At 70.1% G+C, this 17279-nt stretch carries 18 protein-coding genes; 9 read left to right on the top strand and 9 right to left on the bottom strand.

The features are described 5' to 3' along the window. Positions 1–19: 19 nt before the first annotated feature. The 5 genes from O1W71_RS05125 (at position 20) to O1W71_RS05105 (ending at position 5545) form a co-directional block, all read left to right on the top strand. Positions 20–688, top strand: coding sequence for a peptidylprolyl isomerase (locus tag O1W71_RS05125; protein ID WP_269266814.1), 669 nt, complete (start codon positions 20–22; stop codon positions 686–688). Positions 689–807: 119 nt separating this feature from the next. Continuing rightward, positions 808–2241: an argininosuccinate synthase gene (argG, locus tag O1W71_RS05120; RefSeq protein WP_269266813.1), complete on the top strand. Its 1434-nt coding sequence runs from the start codon at positions 808–810 to the stop codon at positions 2239–2241. Positions 2242–2301: 60 nt separating this feature from the next. Next, the gene (locus O1W71_RS05115; RefSeq protein WP_112615629.1) at positions 2302–2940 is read left to right on the top strand and encodes a TetR/AcrR family transcriptional regulator; all 639 of its coding nucleotides are present in this window, start codon (positions 2302–2304) and stop codon (positions 2938–2940) included. After that, positions 2940–3605 carry a hypothetical protein gene (locus O1W71_RS05110; RefSeq protein WP_269266812.1) on the top strand — a complete coding sequence of 222 codons (666 nt, stop codon included), beginning with the start codon at positions 2940–2942 and terminating at the stop codon, positions 3603–3605. The genes O1W71_RS05115 and O1W71_RS05110 overlap by 1 nt, the downstream gene beginning before the upstream one ends. Further along, complete coding sequence (locus O1W71_RS05105; protein WP_269266811.1) at positions 3602–5545, top strand: YhgE/Pip domain-containing protein; 1944 nt, start codon at positions 3602–3604, stop codon at positions 5543–5545. Before O1W71_RS05110 ends, O1W71_RS05105 begins: the two co-directional genes overlap by 4 nt. Positions 5546–5551: 6 nt before the next feature. On the opposite strand, the gene O1W71_RS05100 is transcribed toward O1W71_RS05105, so the two are convergent. Then, complete coding sequence (locus O1W71_RS05100) at positions 5552–6250, bottom strand: helix-turn-helix transcriptional regulator (RefSeq protein WP_269266810.1); 699 nt, start codon at positions 6248–6250, stop codon at positions 5552–5554. 73 nt (positions 6251–6323) lie between these two features. Here O1W71_RS05100 and O1W71_RS05095 point away from each other — a divergent pair, with 73 nt between their 5' ends. Together O1W71_RS05095 and O1W71_RS05090 are read left to right on the top strand one after the other, a co-directional pair. Continuing rightward, positions 6324–7064 carry an alpha/beta fold hydrolase gene (locus O1W71_RS05095; protein ID WP_269266809.1) on the top strand — a complete coding sequence of 247 codons (741 nt, stop codon included), beginning with the start codon at positions 6324–6326 and terminating at the stop codon, positions 7062–7064. Positions 7065–7116: 52 nt separating this feature from the next. Continuing rightward, positions 7117–8130, top strand: a complete 1014-nt coding sequence (locus tag O1W71_RS05090) for a glycoside hydrolase family 6 protein (protein ID WP_269266808.1) — start codon at positions 7117–7119, stop codon at positions 8128–8130. 15 nt (positions 8131–8145) lie between these two features. Here O1W71_RS05090 and O1W71_RS05085 read toward each other — a convergent pair whose 3' ends face one another. Further along, complete coding sequence (locus O1W71_RS05085; RefSeq protein WP_269266807.1) at positions 8146–9444, bottom strand: PP2C family protein-serine/threonine phosphatase; 1299 nt, start codon at positions 9442–9444, stop codon at positions 8146–8148. A 108-nt stretch (positions 9445–9552) separates the two neighbouring features. On the opposite strand from O1W71_RS05085, the gene O1W71_RS05080 reads away from it, so the two are divergent. Together O1W71_RS05080 and O1W71_RS05075 are read left to right on the top strand one after the other, a co-directional pair. Then, positions 9553–10092: a hypothetical protein gene (locus tag O1W71_RS05080; protein ID WP_269266806.1), complete on the top strand. Its 540-nt coding sequence runs from the start codon at positions 9553–9555 to the stop codon at positions 10090–10092. Between the two features lie 7 nt (positions 10093–10099). After that, positions 10100–10684: a TetR/AcrR family transcriptional regulator gene (locus O1W71_RS05075; protein WP_269266805.1), complete on the top strand. Its 585-nt coding sequence runs from the start codon at positions 10100–10102 to the stop codon at positions 10682–10684. 12 nt (positions 10685–10696) lie between these two features. Here O1W71_RS05075 and mnhG read toward each other — a convergent pair whose 3' ends face one another. From mnhG to O1W71_RS05040, 7 genes are all read right to left on the bottom strand, one after another. Next, positions 10697–11047 carry a monovalent cation/H(+) antiporter subunit G gene (gene mnhG, locus O1W71_RS05070; protein ID WP_269266804.1) on the bottom strand — a complete coding sequence of 117 codons (351 nt, stop codon included), beginning with the start codon at positions 11045–11047 and terminating at the stop codon, positions 10697–10699. Further along, positions 11044–11316, bottom strand: coding sequence for a monovalent cation/H+ antiporter complex subunit F (locus tag O1W71_RS05065; protein ID WP_114587494.1), 273 nt, complete (start codon positions 11314–11316; stop codon positions 11044–11046). The genes mnhG and O1W71_RS05065 overlap by 4 nt, the downstream gene beginning before the upstream one ends. After that, positions 11313–11876, bottom strand: a complete 564-nt coding sequence (locus O1W71_RS05060; RefSeq protein ID WP_442924110.1) for a Na+/H+ antiporter subunit E — start codon at positions 11874–11876, stop codon at positions 11313–11315. The genes O1W71_RS05065 and O1W71_RS05060 overlap by 4 nt, the downstream gene beginning before the upstream one ends. A 2-nt stretch (positions 11877–11878) precedes the next feature. Beyond that, positions 11879–13444 carry a Na+/H+ antiporter subunit D gene (locus O1W71_RS05055; protein ID WP_269266803.1) on the bottom strand — a complete coding sequence of 522 codons (1566 nt, stop codon included), beginning with the start codon at positions 13442–13444 and terminating at the stop codon, positions 11879–11881. Continuing rightward, positions 13441–13962, bottom strand: coding sequence for a Na(+)/H(+) antiporter subunit C (locus O1W71_RS05050; RefSeq protein ID WP_269266802.1), 522 nt, complete (start codon positions 13960–13962; stop codon positions 13441–13443). The genes O1W71_RS05055 and O1W71_RS05050 overlap by 4 nt, the downstream gene beginning before the upstream one ends. Then, complete coding sequence (locus tag O1W71_RS05045) at positions 13959–16871, bottom strand: Na+/H+ antiporter subunit A (RefSeq protein WP_269266801.1); 2913 nt, start codon at positions 16869–16871, stop codon at positions 13959–13961. Before O1W71_RS05045 ends, O1W71_RS05050 begins: the two co-directional genes overlap by 4 nt. Before the next feature lie 71 nt (positions 16872–16942). Next, positions 16943–17279 (bottom strand): substrate-binding domain-containing protein (locus O1W71_RS05040; protein WP_269266800.1); only part of this gene is annotated, 337 nt, incomplete at its 5' end.

Genomic DNA, 17279 nt, shown 5'->3' with positions numbered 1-17279 from the left:
GAGACCGTAGGCTCTGAACATGCGTGCTCGTCTCGGTTCCGCCCTTCTCGTCCTGTCGGCTCTCGCTCTCGCCGGATGCGCATCGTCGCCCACGCCCGCCGAGCCCGACACCATGCCGACCGCCGAGACCGTTCCGGAGGGCGCCTGCGCCTACGTCGAGGCTCCCGGCGGCGTGCGCGACGTCGAGCTCCCGCCGGCCGAGTCCGAGGTGACGGGCCAGGTCTCGGCCGTGCTGCAGACGTCGGCCGGCGACATCCCCATGACCCTCGACGCCGACCGCACGCCGTGCACGATCGGCAGCTTCGTCTCGCTCGCCGAGCAGGGCTACTACAACGACTCGCCCTGCCACCGCCTCACCACCTCGGGCATCTTCGTGCTGCAGTGCGGCGACCCGTCGGGAACCGGACGCGGCGGCCCCGGGTACAACTACGCCGACGAGCTCGACGGCAGCGAGACTTACCCGGCCGGAACGGTCGCGATGGCCAACGCCGGCCCGAACACGAACGGCTCGCAGTTCTTCCTCGTGTACGAGGACACCCCGCTGCCCGCGAAGTACACCGTCTTCGGCACGCTCGACGAAGCGGGCCTCGCCATCGTGCGCGAGGTCGCTGCCGCCGGCGCCGAGGGCGGTGCCCCCGACGGCGCCCCCGCGACGCCCGTCACGATCACCGGCGTCTCGCTGGGCTGAGCCCGGGGCGTCGGCCCGCCGAGAACGCACCCTCTCGGCGAGAACGCACCATGCCGGGTGCGTTCTCGCGGCGAGCGTGCGTTCTCGGCGCGAGGCCGCGGCTCAGTAGGATTGTCCCCATGTCGAAGGTCCTCCAGTCCCTGCCCGTCGGCGAGCGCGTCGGCATCGCCTTCTCGGGGGGTCTCGACACCTCCGTCGCGGTCGCGTGGATGCGCGACAAGGGTGCCGTCCCCTTCACCTACACCGGCGACCTCGGTCAGTACGACGAAGACGACATCGCGTCGATCCCGGGCCGCGCGCTGCAGTACGGCGCTGAGGGCTCACGCCTGATCGACTGCAAGCCGATGATGGTCGAAGAGGGCCTCGTCGCCCTCGCCTGCGGCGCCTTCCACATCCGCTCGGGCGGTCGCACCTACTTCAACACGACGCCGATCGGCCGTGCCGTCACCGGCACGATGCTCGTCCGCGCCATGAAGGAGGACGGCGTCGACATCTGGGGCGACGGCTCGACCTACAAGGGCAACGACATCGAGCGGTTCTACCGCTACGGCCTGCTCGCCAACCCGGCGCTGCGCATCTACAAGCCGTGGCTCGACGCCGACTTCGTCACCGAGCTGGGCGGCCGCACCGAGATGAGCGAGTGGCTCGTCGCGCACGGGTTCCCGTACCGCGACTCCGTCGAGAAGGCCTACTCGACCGACGCCAACATCTGGGGCGCGACCCACGAGGCCAAGACCCTCGAGCACCTCGACGTCTCGCTCGAGATCGTCGAGCCCATCATGGGCGTGCGCTTCTGGGATCCTGCGGTCGAGATCGAGACCGAGGACGTCTCGGTCACGTTCGAAGCGGGACGCCCCGTCGCCATCAACGGCGTCGAGTACTCCGACATCGTCAAGCTCGTGATGGAGGCGAACGCGATCGGCGGCCGCCACGGTCTCGGTATGAGCGACCAGATCGAGAACCGCATCATCGAGGCCAAGAGCCGCGGCATCTACGAGGCACCGGGCATGGCGCTGCTGTTCATCGCGTACGAGCGCCTCGTCAACGGCATCCTGAACGAGGACACCCTCGCGACCTACCACGAGCAGGGTCGCCGCCTCGGGCGCCTCATGTACGAGGGCCGCTGGCTCGAGCCGCAGTCGTTCATGCTGCGCGAGTCGATCCAGCGCTGGGTGGGTTCTGCCATCAGCGGCACCGTCACGCTGCGTCTGCGGCGCGGCGAGGACTACACGATCCTGAACACCGAGAGCCGCAACCTGTCGTACTCGCCCGAGAAGCTCTCGATGGAGCGTGTCGGCGACTCGGCCTTCGGTCCGACCGACCGCATCGGCCAGCTCACGATGCGCAACCTCGACATCGCCGACTCGCGCTCGCGCCTCGAGCACTACGCCGGCATCGGCCTCATCGGCGGCCCGACGGCCGAGCTCGTGGGCGACCTCGAGCGCGGCGGGGCGGCCGAGATCACCGGCAACGTCGAATCGACCGATCAGGATCTCGCCGAGCGGGTGGATGCCGCGGGCGAGTCCGCGTCGTTCGACTTCGGCGCCGACTGACGTCGGGCACGCGCGCATCAATAACTTGCACATACCTGTGCAGGTTCGTATCATCGACGGGTGACCGACACCGTCTCCCCCCGTCGTCCGCGGAAGGATGCCGCCGCCAATCGCGCCGGCCTGCTCTCCGCCGCCGCGCGCACGCTCGCGCTCGACCCGAGCGCGTCCGTCGACGCGATCGCCCGCGCCGCCGGGCTCAGCCGCCGCGCGCTGTACGGCCACTTCGACGACCGTGACGCGCTCGTGCGCGAGCTCGTGGCGTCGGGCGCCCAGCGTTTCAACGCCATCGCCACAGATCCCGAGCTGCGACTCGACACCGAGCCGGTTCCGGTCGCGCTGGCCCGCCTGACCGGTCGGCTCTGGGGCGAGGCATCCCACGTGCAGGTGGCCGCCGCCGTCGCCCTCGATGAGCGGCACGTCGAAGACTCCGCCGCCGCGCTCGCCCCGCTTCGCCGCGCACTGATGAACCTGGTGCGCCGCGGGCAGGACGAGGGCGCGCTGCGGACGGACGTCGCCGCGCCGACTCTCGCTCGTCTCATCGAGGAGACCGCGCGCACCGTCATCGTCCGGCTCGACGCGTCCTCACCCGAGGCGCGGTCGCTCGTCGTGCGCGCGGTCCTCTCGATCGCGGGGCTCTCGTGGCGCGACGCCGCCGCACTCATCGACTCGCACCCCGACGTCGTGGGGGCGGTCTCCTGATGCGCGTCGAGCTGCGTGCCGTGGCGAAGGGCCGCAAAGACCTCGCTCTGCCGCCCACGACCCTGTCGTTCCGCACCGGCCGTGCCACCCTCGCGATCGCCGAGACGGAGCAGCGCCCGACCGTCCTGGGCCTCATCGCGAGCGGACGGATGCGGCCCGACGGCGGCACCGTCCTACTCGACGGCGCCCGCGCCTCGCGCACGCTGCGGCACAAGACCGCACTGATCGACGCGCCGGACGTGAGCGACCCACCCCCGAACATCTCCACGGTCGGCGTCGTCAGCGAGGAGCTGATGTTCGCGGGCCGCCTCGCCGACCCGATCTCCGCGCGGCGGTGGCTCGACGAGCACGATCTGCGCTCGTACTCGCGCGTCCCCATCGGGGACGTGCCCGCGACCGACCGCATCCGGATGCTGCTCGAGCTGGCGGTCCTACGACCGGGCGTCGAGGGCATCGTGCTCGTCTCCCCCGACCGCCACGGCGGCGATCCGCACGACTGGTGGACCCTCGCCCGGGAGTTCGCGGGACGCGGCCTCGCGGTGCTCGTGATCGCCGGCCAGGCCGCTGCGACGCTGCTCACCGAAACCGATCCCCTCGCGCCGAACCGACGCCTGGTGCCCAGCGGCATCCGGCTGCGCGGCACCCGTCCGAAGGCCTCCCGATGAAGATCCCCGCCCTCATCTCCGCCGAACTACGACGGCTGACGGCCACCCGGATGTCGGTGGTCGCGCTCATCGCGCTCATGCTCGTCCCCGTCCTCTACGGCGGGCTGTATCTGTGGGCAAACCAAGACCCGTACGGGAAGTTCGCCGACATCCCGGTAGCGCTCGTCGACCTCGACTCGGGGGCGCCCAAGAGCGACGGCAACGGCACGGTCAACTACGGGTCCGACGTGACCGACAAGCTCGTCGAGGGCCGGGCCTTCGGCTGGAAGGACATGACCGCCGCCGAGGCTCAAGAAGCCCTGCGCACCGGCGACGTCGACTTCTCGGTGACCATCCCCGAGGACTTCTCGCTCGCCCTGACCAGCGCCGCAGGCGACGAGCCCCGCCAGGCGACGCTCGTGCTCGCCACCAATGACGCGAACAACTACCTCGCTTCGTCGATCGGCTCGCAGGCGGTCGAGCGGATCCGCTCCTCCGTCGCCGAGCTCGTCGGACGCGAGGCGGCATCGCGGCTGCTCACCGGCATCGCCGACATCCGCGTGCAGCTGCAGAACGCCACCGACGGGGCGAACCAGCTCGTCGACGGGGCAGGTCAGGCGCTCGACGGCGCCAACCAGCTCGCCGACGGAACCGGGCGGCTGTCGAGCGGAGCGGTGCAGCTGCGCGACGGTGCGAACCAGCTCGCCGTCGGCGCGTCGCAGCTCGCCGACGGCACCCGCACGCTGGCTCAGGGATCGTCGGACCTGGCGTCCGGTGCGGCCCAGGTCTCCGACGGGACGGCCGAGCTCGCGGGCTACGCCGACCGCGTTCGCGCAGCCGTCGACGACGCCGCGGGTCAGTTGCCGCAGGTACGCACAGACATCGCCGCGCTGCTCGCCGACGGAGGTCTCGATCAGACGCAGATCGCGGAGGTCCTCGCCCGCCTCGATCCCATCGGCGACCGTCTGCAGTCGGGCGCGACGCGCGTCGACGAGGCGACGGGTCAGATCGACCGCCTCGCCGCGGGGGCGGCCCAGGTCAGCTCGGGCGCCGCACAGCTCGCCACCGGTGCCGCGCAGGCCGCCGACGGTGCGGCATCCGTGTCGTCGGGTGCCGGCCAGCTCGCGTCGGCGACGGACGAGGCCGCGACCGGCGCCGCTCAGCTCGACGAGGGCGCCCGTCGGCTCGCCTCGGGACTCGGGACGCTCGACGGCGGGCTCGTCACCCTGCGCGACGGGCTGAGCTCCGGCGTAGCCCAGCTGCCCGTCTCTACTTCCGAGCTGCGCGAGCAGCAGGCGCAGACGATCGCCGACCCGGTGGCGGTCGACTCCGGCAACCTCGCGAAGGCCGGTGACTACGGTGCCGGCCTGGCGCCCTTCTTCGCCGCCCTCGCGGGATGGATCGGCATCTACGCCCTCTTCCTCATCGTGAAGCCGGTCTCGCGCCGGGCGGTGACCGCGCTGCGTTCACCCCTCCGCGTGACCCTCGCCGGCTGGCTCACTCCGGCGATACTCGGCGGAGTGGGCATGATCGTCCTCTTCGGGGTGCTGTCGATCGCGCTCGGATTCAACTTCTCGAGTCCGGTCGGCACCCTCGGGATGCTGATCACCGCATCGTTCACGTACGCCGCGATCATCCTGGCGCTCAACGTGTGGCTGGGATCCGTGGGTCAGTTCATCGGACTCGTGCTGATGGTGCTGCAGCTCGTCACCGCGGGCGGGACCTTCCCCTGGCAGACCCTCCCGGCACCGCTCGCCGCCCTGCACCACGTCCTGCCGATGGGCTACGTCGTCGACGGCATGCGGCAGTGGATGTACGGGGGCGACCTGAGCCGGGTCAGCCTCGACCTCGCGGTGCTGTTCACGTGGATGGCCGGAGCACTCATCCTCGCCGCGATCGGCGTGGCCCGGATGACGCACGGCCGCACGCTGCGCGACCTGCAGCCCAGCCTCATCGGCTGATCGTCGCTAGGCACGCACCCCGTCGACCGGTCGGGCGTGCTCCGGCGGCTGCCCGACCTCGGCGACGCTGTGGCCCTCGCACTCCGCCGCCTTGACGTGCGCACGCTCGACGCGATCGACCGCGAACCACCGCATCGCGTCGCGCAGTCGACACCATCCGATGAGGTACCACCGACCGCCGTTCGACGCGAACAGCACCGGCTCGACGTCGCGCGTGGTGGTGGCTCCGCTCTCGGCTGTGTAGCGGATGCGGACGACGCGCTGCTCGAGCATCGCCTCCTCGAGCGCTGATCGGACGGCTCGCGAAGCCGCGGGCGCCCCGTCGACCCAGACGCGTCCGGCGAGGTCGACCGCGCGCTCCCGCGTCCGGGGGTCGAGCACGTCGACGATTTTGCGCACCGCGGCCGACGCGAGGTCGGCGTAGGGCGCATCCGACGCAGCGGCGACAGCCGCCATCAGCGCCACCGCCTGAGAGGGCGAGAGGCTGATCGGCGGGAGCGAGGACCCGGCGGCGAGCCCGTAGCCGCCGCCCGGACCGGGCCGCGACCAGATCGGCGCACCGCTGCGTTCGAGCGCATCGAGGTCGCGCTTGACCGTGCGGACCGAGACCTCGAACTCACGTGCCAGACGCTCGGCCGACACACCGCGCGTCCCGCTTCGCCGCAGCGTCTCAAACAGGGCGTGCAAGCGCTCCGCGCGCTTCATCGTCGACGCCGCGGTGAATTCATGACATAGATGATGACACACTGCTGTCCCATACCCGGCGGATGCTGGTGTCATGACCGATCAGCTCACCTCTCCCCCGCTCGTCCTCGTCCCCGGCCACTGGCTGGGCGCCTGGGCATGGGACGACGTCGTCGTCCATCTCTCACCCGTCGACGGGCGCGCACGAGCGCTCACCCTGCCGGGCCTCGACGCCGACGACCCCGAGCACGCGACGCGCACGCTCGAAGATCAGGTCGGCGCGATCCGCGACACGCTCGACGAGCTCGGAGCGTCGCGGGACGATCCAGCCGTCCTGGTCGCCCACAGCGGCGCCAACGGTCCGGTGAGCATCATCCTCGACCGGCATCCGGAACTCGTCCGACGTGTGGTGTGGGTGGATTCGGGCCCGATGGCGAGCGGTGCCGCGTTCGCACCGGGACTCCCGGAGGCCGTCTCGGAGCTGCCGTTGCCGCCCTTCGACGAGCTCGCACAGCAGGCGAGCCTCGACGGCATCGAGCCCGAGGGCCTGACGCGGTTCCGAGCCCGGGCGGTCGCCGAGCCGGCATCCGTAGTGAGGGAACCGGTGATCCTCACCGATGGCGCCCGCTACGCCGTGCCGACCACCCTGGTGTGCTGCTCGATCTCCGGCGAGCAGGTCATGCGGATGGCCGAGAGCGGTCATCCCATGTTCGCCGAGGTCACCCGGCTTCGGGACGTCGACGTCGTCGACCTCCCCACGGGCCACTGGCCGATGTGGAGCAGGCCGCGCGAGCTCGCCGACATCATCCGGGCGGAGGTCGCACGAGGCCGCTGACGAGCGCGCGGCATCCCGGTAGTCTCGGGGCACCGTTGCAAGGAGGTCGATCATGCGCAGCGTTCCACGGATCTCATCGGCGCTCGCGGCGGTGCTCGCTCTCGCCTTCGCCGCCGGAGTCGCGCATGCGGCGCCCGCGAGCGCGCACGAGGAGGCGCGCCGCGGCGCCGGACCAGCGGTCGCCCCGACCTCGGGCCCGAATCCGCTCGCTCGGGGTGCCGCGCTGCCGACCCATTCGGCTGCGGCCCAAGCGGCGTCGGACGCGCGAGCTCAGGGACGCACGGCGGTGGCCGATGCCTTCGACGTGATCGCGCGCATGCCCACCGCGACCTGGCTCGGGGAGTGGTACAGCGATGCCGAGCTCGTGCAGGTGCTGCGGGCCGAGACCGCCGCGGCGGCCGCGCAGAACAAGGTGGCGACGTTCGTCATGTACGCGATCCCCGCCCGCGACTGCTCCGCGTACTCGCAAGGCGGGCTGCCGGTCGAACGCTATGGGGAGTGGGCACGGCTGATCGCGCAGACGCTGCGCGGCACCGCATCCGCCGTGATCGTCGAGCCGGACGCCCTGTCGATGCTGGGCGAGTGCGCGGGTCAGGGGCCCCGGACGACGCTGATCCGCGACGCCGTCCGTGCCCTCACCGAGGCCGGCGTCACCGCCTACATCGATGCGGGGAACGCGAACTGGGTGCCGCCCGAGACGATGGCGCAGCGGCTGCGGGAAGCCGGCGTCCTCGACGGCCGCGGGTTCTCCACCAACGTGTCGAACTTCTCGCCGACCGCCGACGAGCAGCGGTACGCGGAGCGCCTGCGAGCATTGCTGGGCGGCAGCCCGCGGTACGTCATCGACACGTCGCGCAACGGTCGCGGGTGGCAGGGCACATGGTGCAACCCGAGCGGCGTGGGCCTGGGGACGCCGCCGAGCGTCGGCGCGGATGGCTCCGGACTCGACGCGCTGCTCTGGATCAAGCGACCCGGCGAGAGCGACGGCACCTGCAACGGCGGTCCCGCGGCGGGCAGCTGGTACGAAGAGGCCGCCCTCGAGTTGGTGCGGAACCGCGCATTCTGAGGCCGACGCCGGCGATCAGGCCGTGCCCCAGGTCACGGCGATGACAGTGGCGTCATCCTCCTGTTCGCTTCCTGCGGCCCGAGCGACGAGTTCGCTGACGACGGTGTCGATATCGGGCCGGCTGCTGACGAAGTCGCGATAGCGGTCGATGGAGTCGAGCGATCCGCCGAACAGATCGAGTACGCCGTCGCTGACGCTGATGACGCTGTCACCGGGGCGCAACGAGAGCTCATCGCTCGTCCAGCTGGTCCCGACGCCGATCGGAAGGTGGCCCGAGCGGAGGAACTCGCTGGTGCCGTCCGCGCGACGGATCACGGTGAGGCCGTGACCCGCATCGACCCACCGCAGCATCCCATCGGGGCTGATGCGCGCGTGGAAGCACGTCGTGAACTGGGCTCCGATCGTGTCGGTCGGACCGGTGTTGAGACCGATCGCGGCGCGGCGGAGTGCGGCGGCGGGGTCGGGATCGTCGACGTTGCTCCGAATGACCGTGCGGACGGCGGCGGCGATCATCCCGGGACCGACCCCCTTGCCCATGACGTCGCCGAGGGTGAAGGCGGTGCCGCCGTCGGGGGTGGCGTACCAGTCGTAGAAGTCGCCGCCCACGGTGCGGGCCGGGACGCACGCGCCGGCCACCCGAAAGCGCGCCGGCAGATCCGACCCGTCGACCGGCTGCAGAGACCGCTGGACGACGGCGGCCTGCGACACCTCGGCCTCGGCCAGACGCCGGTGCCACTGCGACGCCGTGAGCTTCTGCAGCGAGCGGCGCGACAGCTCGTTCACGACGGCGCCCGCTGCGGCGTAGACGAGTACGGCGATGATCAGTCGAACGAGCTCACTCACGGTGAGCACTTGGTCGGGCGCGAGCACCAGCGGCAGCAGCAGCGTGACGCACACACCGACGAGCGGGAGCACGATGCGCCAGCGCCCCGGTCCGGCAGCGATCCAGATGACGGGGAGGACGACGATCGCGAGGAACACCGATTGCGTGTCACCCGTGCCGAACCGCAGCAGGCCGATCGCGACGAAGTCGCCGATCGGGATAACGAGCTCCGCACGCCGCAGCGCCGGCCATCGCGCCATGAGCGCGCCGAGGACGAGGAGCAGGACGGCGAGCGCCGCTCCCTGCCACATCCTCGCCGCATCCGTCACGGGGAGCCACGGCACGGCGGCGCTCGCGATGGCCGCTCCGACGACGAACGCCGCGACGATGGCCTGCCGCGCGAGGTTCTCCCACGACCGGTGCACGGGCACCACGACCGCGGGAGCGGCCTCGACGGATAAGACCCGGGCGTCAGGCGGGGCGTGCGTCATGTCTCCAGTCAATACGACTTCGGGCCTCGGTGGGCGACGAAGGGCGCCGGTTTTAGTAACACGCGCGTGCTAACATCGCTCCATCCGCCGAACCGAGAGGACTCGACCATGATCCTGGCCGCCATCATCGCCTGCGAGGTGGGATTCTGGGTTGCGATCATCGCGGGCCTCGTAGCCCGCTACGCGTTCAACCGACCCCGCCTCGGCGCGATGCTGCTCCTCGCCGCGCCGCTGATCGACCTCGTCCTGCTGCTGCTCGTCGCGATCGACCTGCTCGGCGGCGGGACGGCCTCCTGGCACCACGGGCTGGCGGCGCTCTACATCGGCATCTCCGTCGCCTACGGACACCGGATGATCGCCTGGGCCGATGCGAAGGTCGCCACGCGTTTCCGGGGCGCGGCGCCGCGCCCCGCGCTGTACGGCACCGCATACGCGATCGCCTGCTGGAAGGATGTGCCGCGCACGCTGCTCGCGTCCGCTATCGCGGCTGCGATCCTCGGCGGGCTCATCCTGCTCGTCGGCGACGACGACCGCACCTCCGAGCTGCTCGGGTTCTTCCCGATCCTCGGGGTGATCGTCGGGATCGACCTGCTCTGGGCCATTAGCTACTCCGTGTGGCCCAAGCGTGCTCCGGTCGCTGCGGGATGATGATGACATGCCCCGCCTGATCGACCACGACCACCGCAACGACGAGATCGCCGCGGCCGCGTTCCGAGTGCTCGCCCGCGACGGAGTGGCGGCGCTGTCGGTGCGGCGGGTGGCCGACGAGGCGGGGATCGCGACGGCATCCCTTCGTCGTGCGTTCCCCACGCAGGATGAGCTGCGCCGATTCTGCTTCGAGCGCCTCCAACAGGACGTCACGACCCGTCTGCTCGCCGTGACCGGCCAGGGACGCGAGCGCGCGATGCGCTGGATGCGCGAGCTGCTGCCGCTCGACGATTCGCGGCGCACCGAGCTCCTGGTTCAGCTGCAGCTGAGCCGGCTCGCTCTCACCGACGACGGCCTGCAGGGCCACGCCCGCGAGCTGCACGACGGCGTCCATCGCGTCTGTGCCGCCGTGATCAGCGAGCTCGGGGAGACGGGAGGGCTCGGCGCCGACATCGATCCGGTGCTCGAAGCGGAGCGCCTGCACGCTCTCCTCGACGGGCTGGCGCTGCACCTCATCTGGACGTCGTCGACCGACCCGGCCGTCGATGTCGACCAGGTGCTCGACCGTCACCTCGACTCGCTCGCCGGCTAGCGCGTCGTCGGGTCAGTCGCGGGTGTCGCTCGGAGCCGGGGCGTCGGCGAACTCGTCGACGAAGAGCGACTCACCGTCGAGCGTCTTGTTGCGGTACGCCTGACGTCCGACCATGTGGGCCGACAGCGGCGCCGTCGCGAGCTGGATCAGGGCCACCGGCACGAGGAAGGCCACGACCGGCCACGAGTGCAGCGAAACCCCCACGGCGACGCAGATGAGGATGAAGCCGAGGACCTGGGGCTTCGTGGCGGCGTGCAGACGCGTCGGCACGTCGCGGAAACGCAGCAGCCCGATCGCTGCCGTGAGGCACAGCAGGGCCCCGATGAGGACGAGCACGAGGGCGATGACGTCGGTGATGCTCATGAGGCGTCCGTGTTGTCCTTCCGCGCGACGAAGCGCGCGATCGAGATCGAACCGAACACGCCGACCGCGGCGACGATCAGCAGCACGGGTAGGGTGCGGGTGTGATGGTTGATCGCCATCTCGGCGCCGAGCGCGCAGATCACGAGCGTCAGGAGCACATCGGATGCGACGGCGCGGTCGAGGATCGACGGGCCGACGATGATGCGCCACAGCGTCAGCAGCGCGGACACCGCGAACACGACCGAGATGACGACGACGAGCCAGGTCATGAGCGCTCCCTCCGCAGGTCCGACAGCTGGTGCGCCTGTTCCTTCGATCCGACCGCTCGGACGATGCGCTCCTCCCAGTGCTGGATCTCGCGCCGCTGGTGCTCGAGCTGCTCCTGCGTGCGGATGCCGATGGCGTGCACGTACAGGATTCGGCGGTCGCGGTCGATGTCGATGATCAGCGAGCCGGGGATCAGGGATGCCGTCACCGCGACGTGCGTCATGATCAGGTCGTCATCGGTACGCAGCGGCACGGCGATGATCGCGGCGCCCGGCTGGCGGCGCGGATCGATGACCTGCCAGGCGACCAGCAGCGACCCCTTGACGAGCGAGAACAGGAACTCGAGGAAGAAGACGACACCCCACCAGATGTTGACCCGGCCCGACAGCTCGACGGGCGGCAGGCGGAACACGCGCGTCACGAAGAGCGCCACCACGATCCCGGTCAGCGCCGCGAGCACCGTGAACTGACCCCACAGCAGCATCCACAGCGCGACCAGCCAGACGAAGAACGGCAGCTGTCGCCAGAGCGCGGTGGCCGCGTTGCGCTTGGCCTCGCCCATCATCACTGCACCTCCTGCTCGAGCTGACTGATCGTTACCGGCTGCAGGAGCGATTCTCCGATGGCGGCGCAGAGGTCGTACAGGGGTCCGGCGAACACGGTCAGCGCGACCGTGACGGCGACCATCCCGGCCGTCGCCGTCGTCATGATGCGCGGGATGACGCGCTTCTCGGTCTGGACGTCGGCCCCTTCGGCATCGCCGAGGTAGGCGATGCGCGAGTCGGTCTCGTTCTCGCCCTCGCCGATCTCGTCCTTCTCACGCCAGAACGAGAGGTTCCACGCGCGCATGAGGGCGTAGAGGGTGAGGAGCGAGGTGATGATGCCCGCGACGATCAGCACGTACATCAGAGGGGTGCCCTCGTCGGCGGCCGCGTCGAACAGCGCGTACTTGCCGATGAAGCCGGAGAAGGGCGGGAGACCGCCGAGGTTGATCGCGGGGATGAAGTAGAGGACCGCGAGCAGCGGCGCCGCGCGCATGAGGCCCTTGACCTTCAGGATCGAGGTCGACCCGGCCCGGCGTTCGACGAGACCGACCGCCAGGAAGAGGGTCGTCTGCACGACGATGTGGTGGACGATGTAGTAGATCGTCGCGCCGACGGCCGCCGGCGTGGCTATGGCGAGGCCGAAGATCATGTAGCCGATGTGGCTCACCAGGGTGAACGACAGGATGCGTTTGAGCTCGGCCTGCGCGACGGCGCCGAGCACCCCGACGATCATCGTCGCCAGCGCGACGATCAGCAGCAGCGTGTTGACGCTGTTGTCCTGGAAGATCTCCGTCTCGGTGCGGATGATCGCGTACACGCCGACCTTCGTCAGCAGCCCCGCGAACACCGCGGTGACGGGAGCGGGCGCCGTCGGATACGAGTCGGGCAGCCAGAACGACAGCGGGAAGACGGCGGCCTTGATGCTGAACGCGAGCAGCAGCAGCAGGTGCAGGACGAGCTGCGTCTCCTGCGGCAGCTCCGTCATCCGCTGCGAGAGCTGCACCATGTTCACGGTGCCCAGCGCACCGTAGATCGCGGCGATCGCCGACAGGAACAGGATCGACGACACGAGCGAGACGACGATGTAGACGACGCCCGTGCGGATGCGCGACTCGGTCGACCCGAGCGTGATGAGCACGTACGACGCGACGAGCAGGATCTCGAATCCGACGTACAGGTTGAACAGGTCGCCCGCGATGAAGGCGTTGAAGATGCCCGCCGAGAGGATGAGGTACGACGGGTGGAAGATCGAGACCGGTGTCTCGTCGTCACCGTCTGCGGCGCCCTGGCCGACCGAGAAGAGCAGGACCGCGAGCAGGACGACGCTCGAGACGACGACCAGCAGCGCGGCCAGCCGGTCGACGTAGAGCACGATGCCGAACGGGATCGGCCACCCGCCGACCGAGACTGCGATCGGCACGCCGGTGGCGTTGATGACGTTCAGCAGCACCGCCGCGATCACGAGCGTCGCGGTGAGCGTGACGATCGAGACCCCGACCTGGATGCGGCGGCGGCGACCGAAGATGAGGGCGACCGCGGCCCCCAGCAGGGGCAGCGTCACGAGGAGGGGAACCAGGGCGCTCATCGGTCTCCTCCGGGGCGATCGGTGGGCGCGTCGTCGCGCAGCGCGTCGAAGTCGCGCGAGTGCAGCACGGTGATGGGTGACGTCTGGTCGCCGACGAAGTCGGTCGTCGCGTCGTCGTCTTCGTCGGTGATCTCCTGCTCCATCGCCTCCTCGTCTTCGGCCATGCGATCGCGCACGGCGAGGTCGGCCTCGTCATCCTCGACCGTGTCGGCCTGACCGAGCTGCCAGGAACGGTAGATCAGGGCGAGCAGGAAAGCCGAGACGGCGAAGGTGATGACGATCGCCGTGAGAGTCAGCGCCTGCGGCAGCGGGTCGCTGAACTCGGCAGGGTCATCGGCCGAGCCGTAGAACGGCGCGACACCGGGCGCCCCCATGACGACGAGGAGGAACAGGTTGGCCGCGTTGCCGAGCAGCAGGAAGCCGATCAGCACGCGGGTGAGGCTGCGCTCGAGCATCGCGTAGACGCCGGCGGCGAAGAGCACGCCCATGATGATGATCAGGATCAGTGAGACGTTCATCGGGCGAGCTCCTCTCGCTCCTTGCGCTGCCGGTCGACTTCCGCGCCCAGCGAGCGGAGCACGTCGAGGACGAGCCCGATGACCACGAGGTAGACGCCGACGTCGAAGATCGTCGAGGTGACGAACTCCACGTGGCCGAGAACGGGCAGCTCCGCCTCCCAGAACGTGCTCGTCAGGGCGGGCGCACCGAAGAAGAGGGGCACGACCGCGGTACCGACAGCCAGCGCCATCCCGACGCCCAGCAGTCGCCCGGCATCCGTCGGAGCGGCAGCCCCGAGCTCGTACGGTCCGCCCGCGACGTAGCGCATGACGAGCGCCATCCCCGCGACGAGTCCGCCGGCGAAGCCGCCGCCCGGCAGATTGTGGCCGGCGAAGAGCAGATACAGCGACACGACGATGATCGTGTGGAACAGGATGCGGACGATCACCTCGAGCATGATCGAACGCGTCTCGGGGCGGAGCTTCTGCCCGCCCACGAGCCAAGCCTGCCGCGACGATCCCGATCCGGCGCGGGGCCGCGGCCCCTCTGACGTCTCGACGAGCGGACGGCGCGTGCGCAGCGCGCCGGTGGGCAGCGACGAGATCGCACGAGAGAGCGTGTCGGAGCGATGCGTCACGAACACGAGCGAGGCCACACCCGTCGCCGCCAGGATCAGCACCGACAGCTCGCCCATCGTGTCCCAGCCGCGCAGGTCGACGAGGGTGACGTTGACGACGTTCTTGCCGTGACCGATCTCGTACGCGAGGTCGGGGAACGCGGTCGAGATCGGCTCGGCGACGCGCGCGCTGGTCGCGACGATTGCCACGAGTGCCATCGTCGCGCCGACGCCGATGCCGAGCAGCGCACGCCCGATCGGCCAGACCGAGGCATTGTGGTCGCCCATCCGCGAGGGGATGCGGCGCAGCACCAGCGCGAAGGCGATGAGCGTGACCGTCTCGACCAGAATCTGCGTCAGCGCGAGGTCGGGCGCACCGGCCGACGCGAAGAGCGCGACCATGCCGAGCCCCGTCACCGACACGAGCACGACTCCGGTGTAACGTTTGCGGGCACGCACCGCGATGATGCCCGCGATGATCATGATGGGTGCGACGAAGACCTGCATCGGCGAGTGCCACGCGGCGAGGTCGGCCTGCCAGCCGCCGTGCGCGATGAGCGCCGTGCCCTCGGCCGCGACGAACACGACGAAGATCGTGCCCACGTAGACCGGAAGCGACCCCCGCTGGGTGAGCGACGTCGTCCACACCGAGGTCCGCACGATGGCACGAACCGTCCCGTTGTAGGCGTCGACGGCGGTGAAGGGGAGCCAGCGACGCTGCGTGCCGGGGCGCCGCCCGACGAACCAGAACAGCACGAGACCGGCGAGGATGCTGCCGACCGAGAGGAAAAGCGCGGGTTCGAAACCGTGCCAGAGGGCGAGGTGGTAATCGTAGCCGTCGGCTCCCGCCGCCTCGGGCATCGTGGCGGCGTAGCCCGAGAACGCGGCATCGAGCAACGGTGCGGCGATGCCCCCGACGACGGTGAGGCCGCTCAGCAGCACCGGGGCGGCGAGGAATCCGATCGGCGGATCGGGCCACTCCGTGCGAGGCAGGGTCGCGCCTGCGGCATCCTTCTTCGTGAAGAACGCGCCCCACACGAAGCGTGCGCCGTAAGCCGTGGTGAGCAGCGAGCCGAGCACGATGCCGATCAGCGGTGCGAGGGCGAGCGGATCCGTGCCCCCCTCGAGCAGCGACGAGAGCGCGGCTTCCTTCGCGACGAAGCCGATGGTCGGTGCCACGCCCACCATCGAGGCGATCGCGATGATCGAGAAGACTGCGAGCGTCGGCGCCTGGCGTCCCACTCCCGAGAGCTCACGGATGTCGCGGGTCGACAGCTGTCGGTCGATGACGCCGACCACGAGGAACAGCGACGACTTGAACAGCGCGTGGCCGACGAGCAGCGCCAGGCCGGCCAGGGCGGAGTTGCGCTCGCCATAGCCGAGAACGACCGTCAGCATGCCGAGCTGGCTGACGGTGCCGAAGGCGAGGATGCGCTTGAGGTCGGACTCGCGCAGGGCCTGCAGACCTCCGAGCAGCATCGTGAAGACGCCGAGCCCGATGACCATGGGACGCCACGGGTCCTCGTGCGCGAAGGCGGGCGCGAGACGGGCGATCAGATAGATGCCGGCCTTCACCATCGCCGCAGCGTGGAGGTAGGCACTGACCGGGGTGGGCGCGGCCATGGCGCCGGGCAGCCAGAAGTGGAAGGGGAAGATGGCCGACTTGCTCAGGGCACCGACGAGCGTGAGAGCGATCGCGATGCTGAGGAGCGCACCTTCCGGTGCTGGGGAGGAGACGATCGTGCTCAGGCTCGTGGTGCCGTAGAGCACGACCAGCATGACGACCCCGATCAGCATCACGAGACCGCCGAGGGTGGTGACCAGAAGCGCCTGGAGCGCGGCACGGCGGCTCGCTCCTCGGCCGTTGTAGAACCCGATGAGCAGGTAGGAGAGAACGCTCGTGATCTCCCAGAACATCACCAGCACGACGATGTCGTCGGTGAGAACGAGTCCGTACATGGCGCCGGCGAAGGCGAGCAGCACGGCCGCGAACTGCCCGACGCCGACCTTCTTGCCGTCGAAGTACCAGCGGCAGTAGATCATCACGAGCGCACCGACGCCGGTGACGATGAGCGTCATGATCCACGCGAGGGTGTCCATCCGCATCGACAGAGCGATGTCGAGCTGAGGGATCCAGGCGTATGACTCGAACGGAATGCCGCCGCTCAGAACCTCAGGAGCGCGACGGGCCGCGTCGACGAACGCTGCGATGGGCAGGAGTGCTGCGACGAAGAATGCGCGGGCGCCGATCCGCTTGATCAACCACGGCAGAACCAACGGAAGAACCGCGAACGCACCGAGGAAGATCAGCAACAGGCCTCCTCTGGGCGTGGGGGGTCGTGTCACCCATCTTACCGACAGGATGCCGGTCTACGGTCGACCGGCTAATACTTGACAGCGACCGGCCCCGTCGTGTTCCCCACACGGAACGTACTCGTGAACCACTGCGAGTCGGGCGTGTCTCCGGCCAGGAGCGCTGCCACAGCCTCGCCGGCGGCTCGCCCCTTCTGCCACGCCGGCTGCACGAGTGTGGTCAGTTCGTAGGGCGCGAGACCGTCGACCACGATGCCGTCGAAGCCCGTGATGCTGACATCCTCCGGTACCCGCAGCCCGGCCTCCTCCGCGGCGCGCAGCACACCCACCGCGAGCAGATCGCTCTGCGAGACGACCGCCGTCGGATGCGGGCCGTCGCCCGCGAAGAGGGCGCGTCCGACCGCCGCC

Origin of the sequence: Microbacterium sp. H37-C3, from assembly GCF_027157935.1 — a bacterium.
GTDB classification, from domain to species: Bacteria; Actinomycetota; Actinomycetes; order Actinomycetales; family Microbacteriaceae; genus Microbacterium; species Microbacterium plantarum.
This window is presented reverse-complemented; position numbering and strand designations above follow the sequence as displayed.

What these genes read in the sequence shown, in the direction of transcription:
- O1W71_RS05100 (WP_269266810.1), bottom strand. Translation starts at nt 6,250, where the DNA reads ATGAAGCGCGCGGAGCGCTTGCACGCCCTGTTTGAGACGCTGCGGCGA.
- O1W71_RS05055 (WP_269266803.1), bottom strand. Translation starts at nt 13,444, where the DNA reads ATGAGCGCCCTGGTTCCCCTCCTCGTGACGCTGCCCCTGCTGGGGGCC.
- O1W71_RS05065 (WP_114587494.1), bottom strand. Translation starts at nt 11,316, where the DNA reads ATGACCTGGCTCGTCGTCGTCATCTCGGTCGTGTTCGCGGTGTCCGCG.
- O1W71_RS05105 (WP_269266811.1), top strand. Translation starts at nt 3,602, where the DNA reads ATGAAGATCCCCGCCCTCATCTCCGCCGAACTACGACGGCTGACGGCC.
- O1W71_RS05050 (WP_269266802.1), bottom strand. Translation starts at nt 13,962, where the DNA reads ATGAACGTCTCACTGATCCTGATCATCATCATGGGCGTGCTCTTCGCC.
- O1W71_RS05075 (WP_269266805.1), top strand. Translation starts at nt 10,100, where the DNA reads ATGCCCCGCCTGATCGACCACGACCACCGCAACGACGAGATCGCCGCG.
- O1W71_RS05060 (WP_442924110.1), bottom strand. Translation starts at nt 11,876, where the DNA reads ATGGGCGAGGCCAAGCGCAACGCGGCCACCGCGCTCTGGCGACAGCTG.
- O1W71_RS05095 (WP_269266809.1), top strand. Translation starts at nt 6,324, where the DNA reads ATGACCGATCAGCTCACCTCTCCCCCGCTCGTCCTCGTCCCCGGCCAC.
- argG (WP_269266813.1), top strand. Translation starts at nt 808, where the DNA reads ATGTCGAAGGTCCTCCAGTCCCTGCCCGTCGGCGAGCGCGTCGGCATC.
- O1W71_RS05080 (WP_269266806.1), top strand. Translation starts at nt 9,553, where the DNA reads ATGATCCTGGCCGCCATCATCGCCTGCGAGGTGGGATTCTGGGTTGCG.
- O1W71_RS05125 (WP_269266814.1), top strand. Translation starts at nt 20, where the DNA reads ATGCGTGCTCGTCTCGGTTCCGCCCTTCTCGTCCTGTCGGCTCTCGCT.
- O1W71_RS05085 (WP_269266807.1), bottom strand. Translation starts at nt 9,444, where the DNA reads ATGACGCACGCCCCGCCTGACGCCCGGGTCTTATCCGTCGAGGCCGCT.
- O1W71_RS05090 (WP_269266808.1), top strand. Translation starts at nt 7,117, where the DNA reads ATGCGCAGCGTTCCACGGATCTCATCGGCGCTCGCGGCGGTGCTCGCT.
- mnhG (WP_269266804.1), bottom strand. Translation starts at nt 11,047, where the DNA reads ATGAGCATCACCGACGTCATCGCCCTCGTGCTCGTCCTCATCGGGGCC.
- O1W71_RS05110 (WP_269266812.1), top strand. Translation starts at nt 2,940, where the DNA reads ATGCGCGTCGAGCTGCGTGCCGTGGCGAAGGGCCGCAAAGACCTCGCT.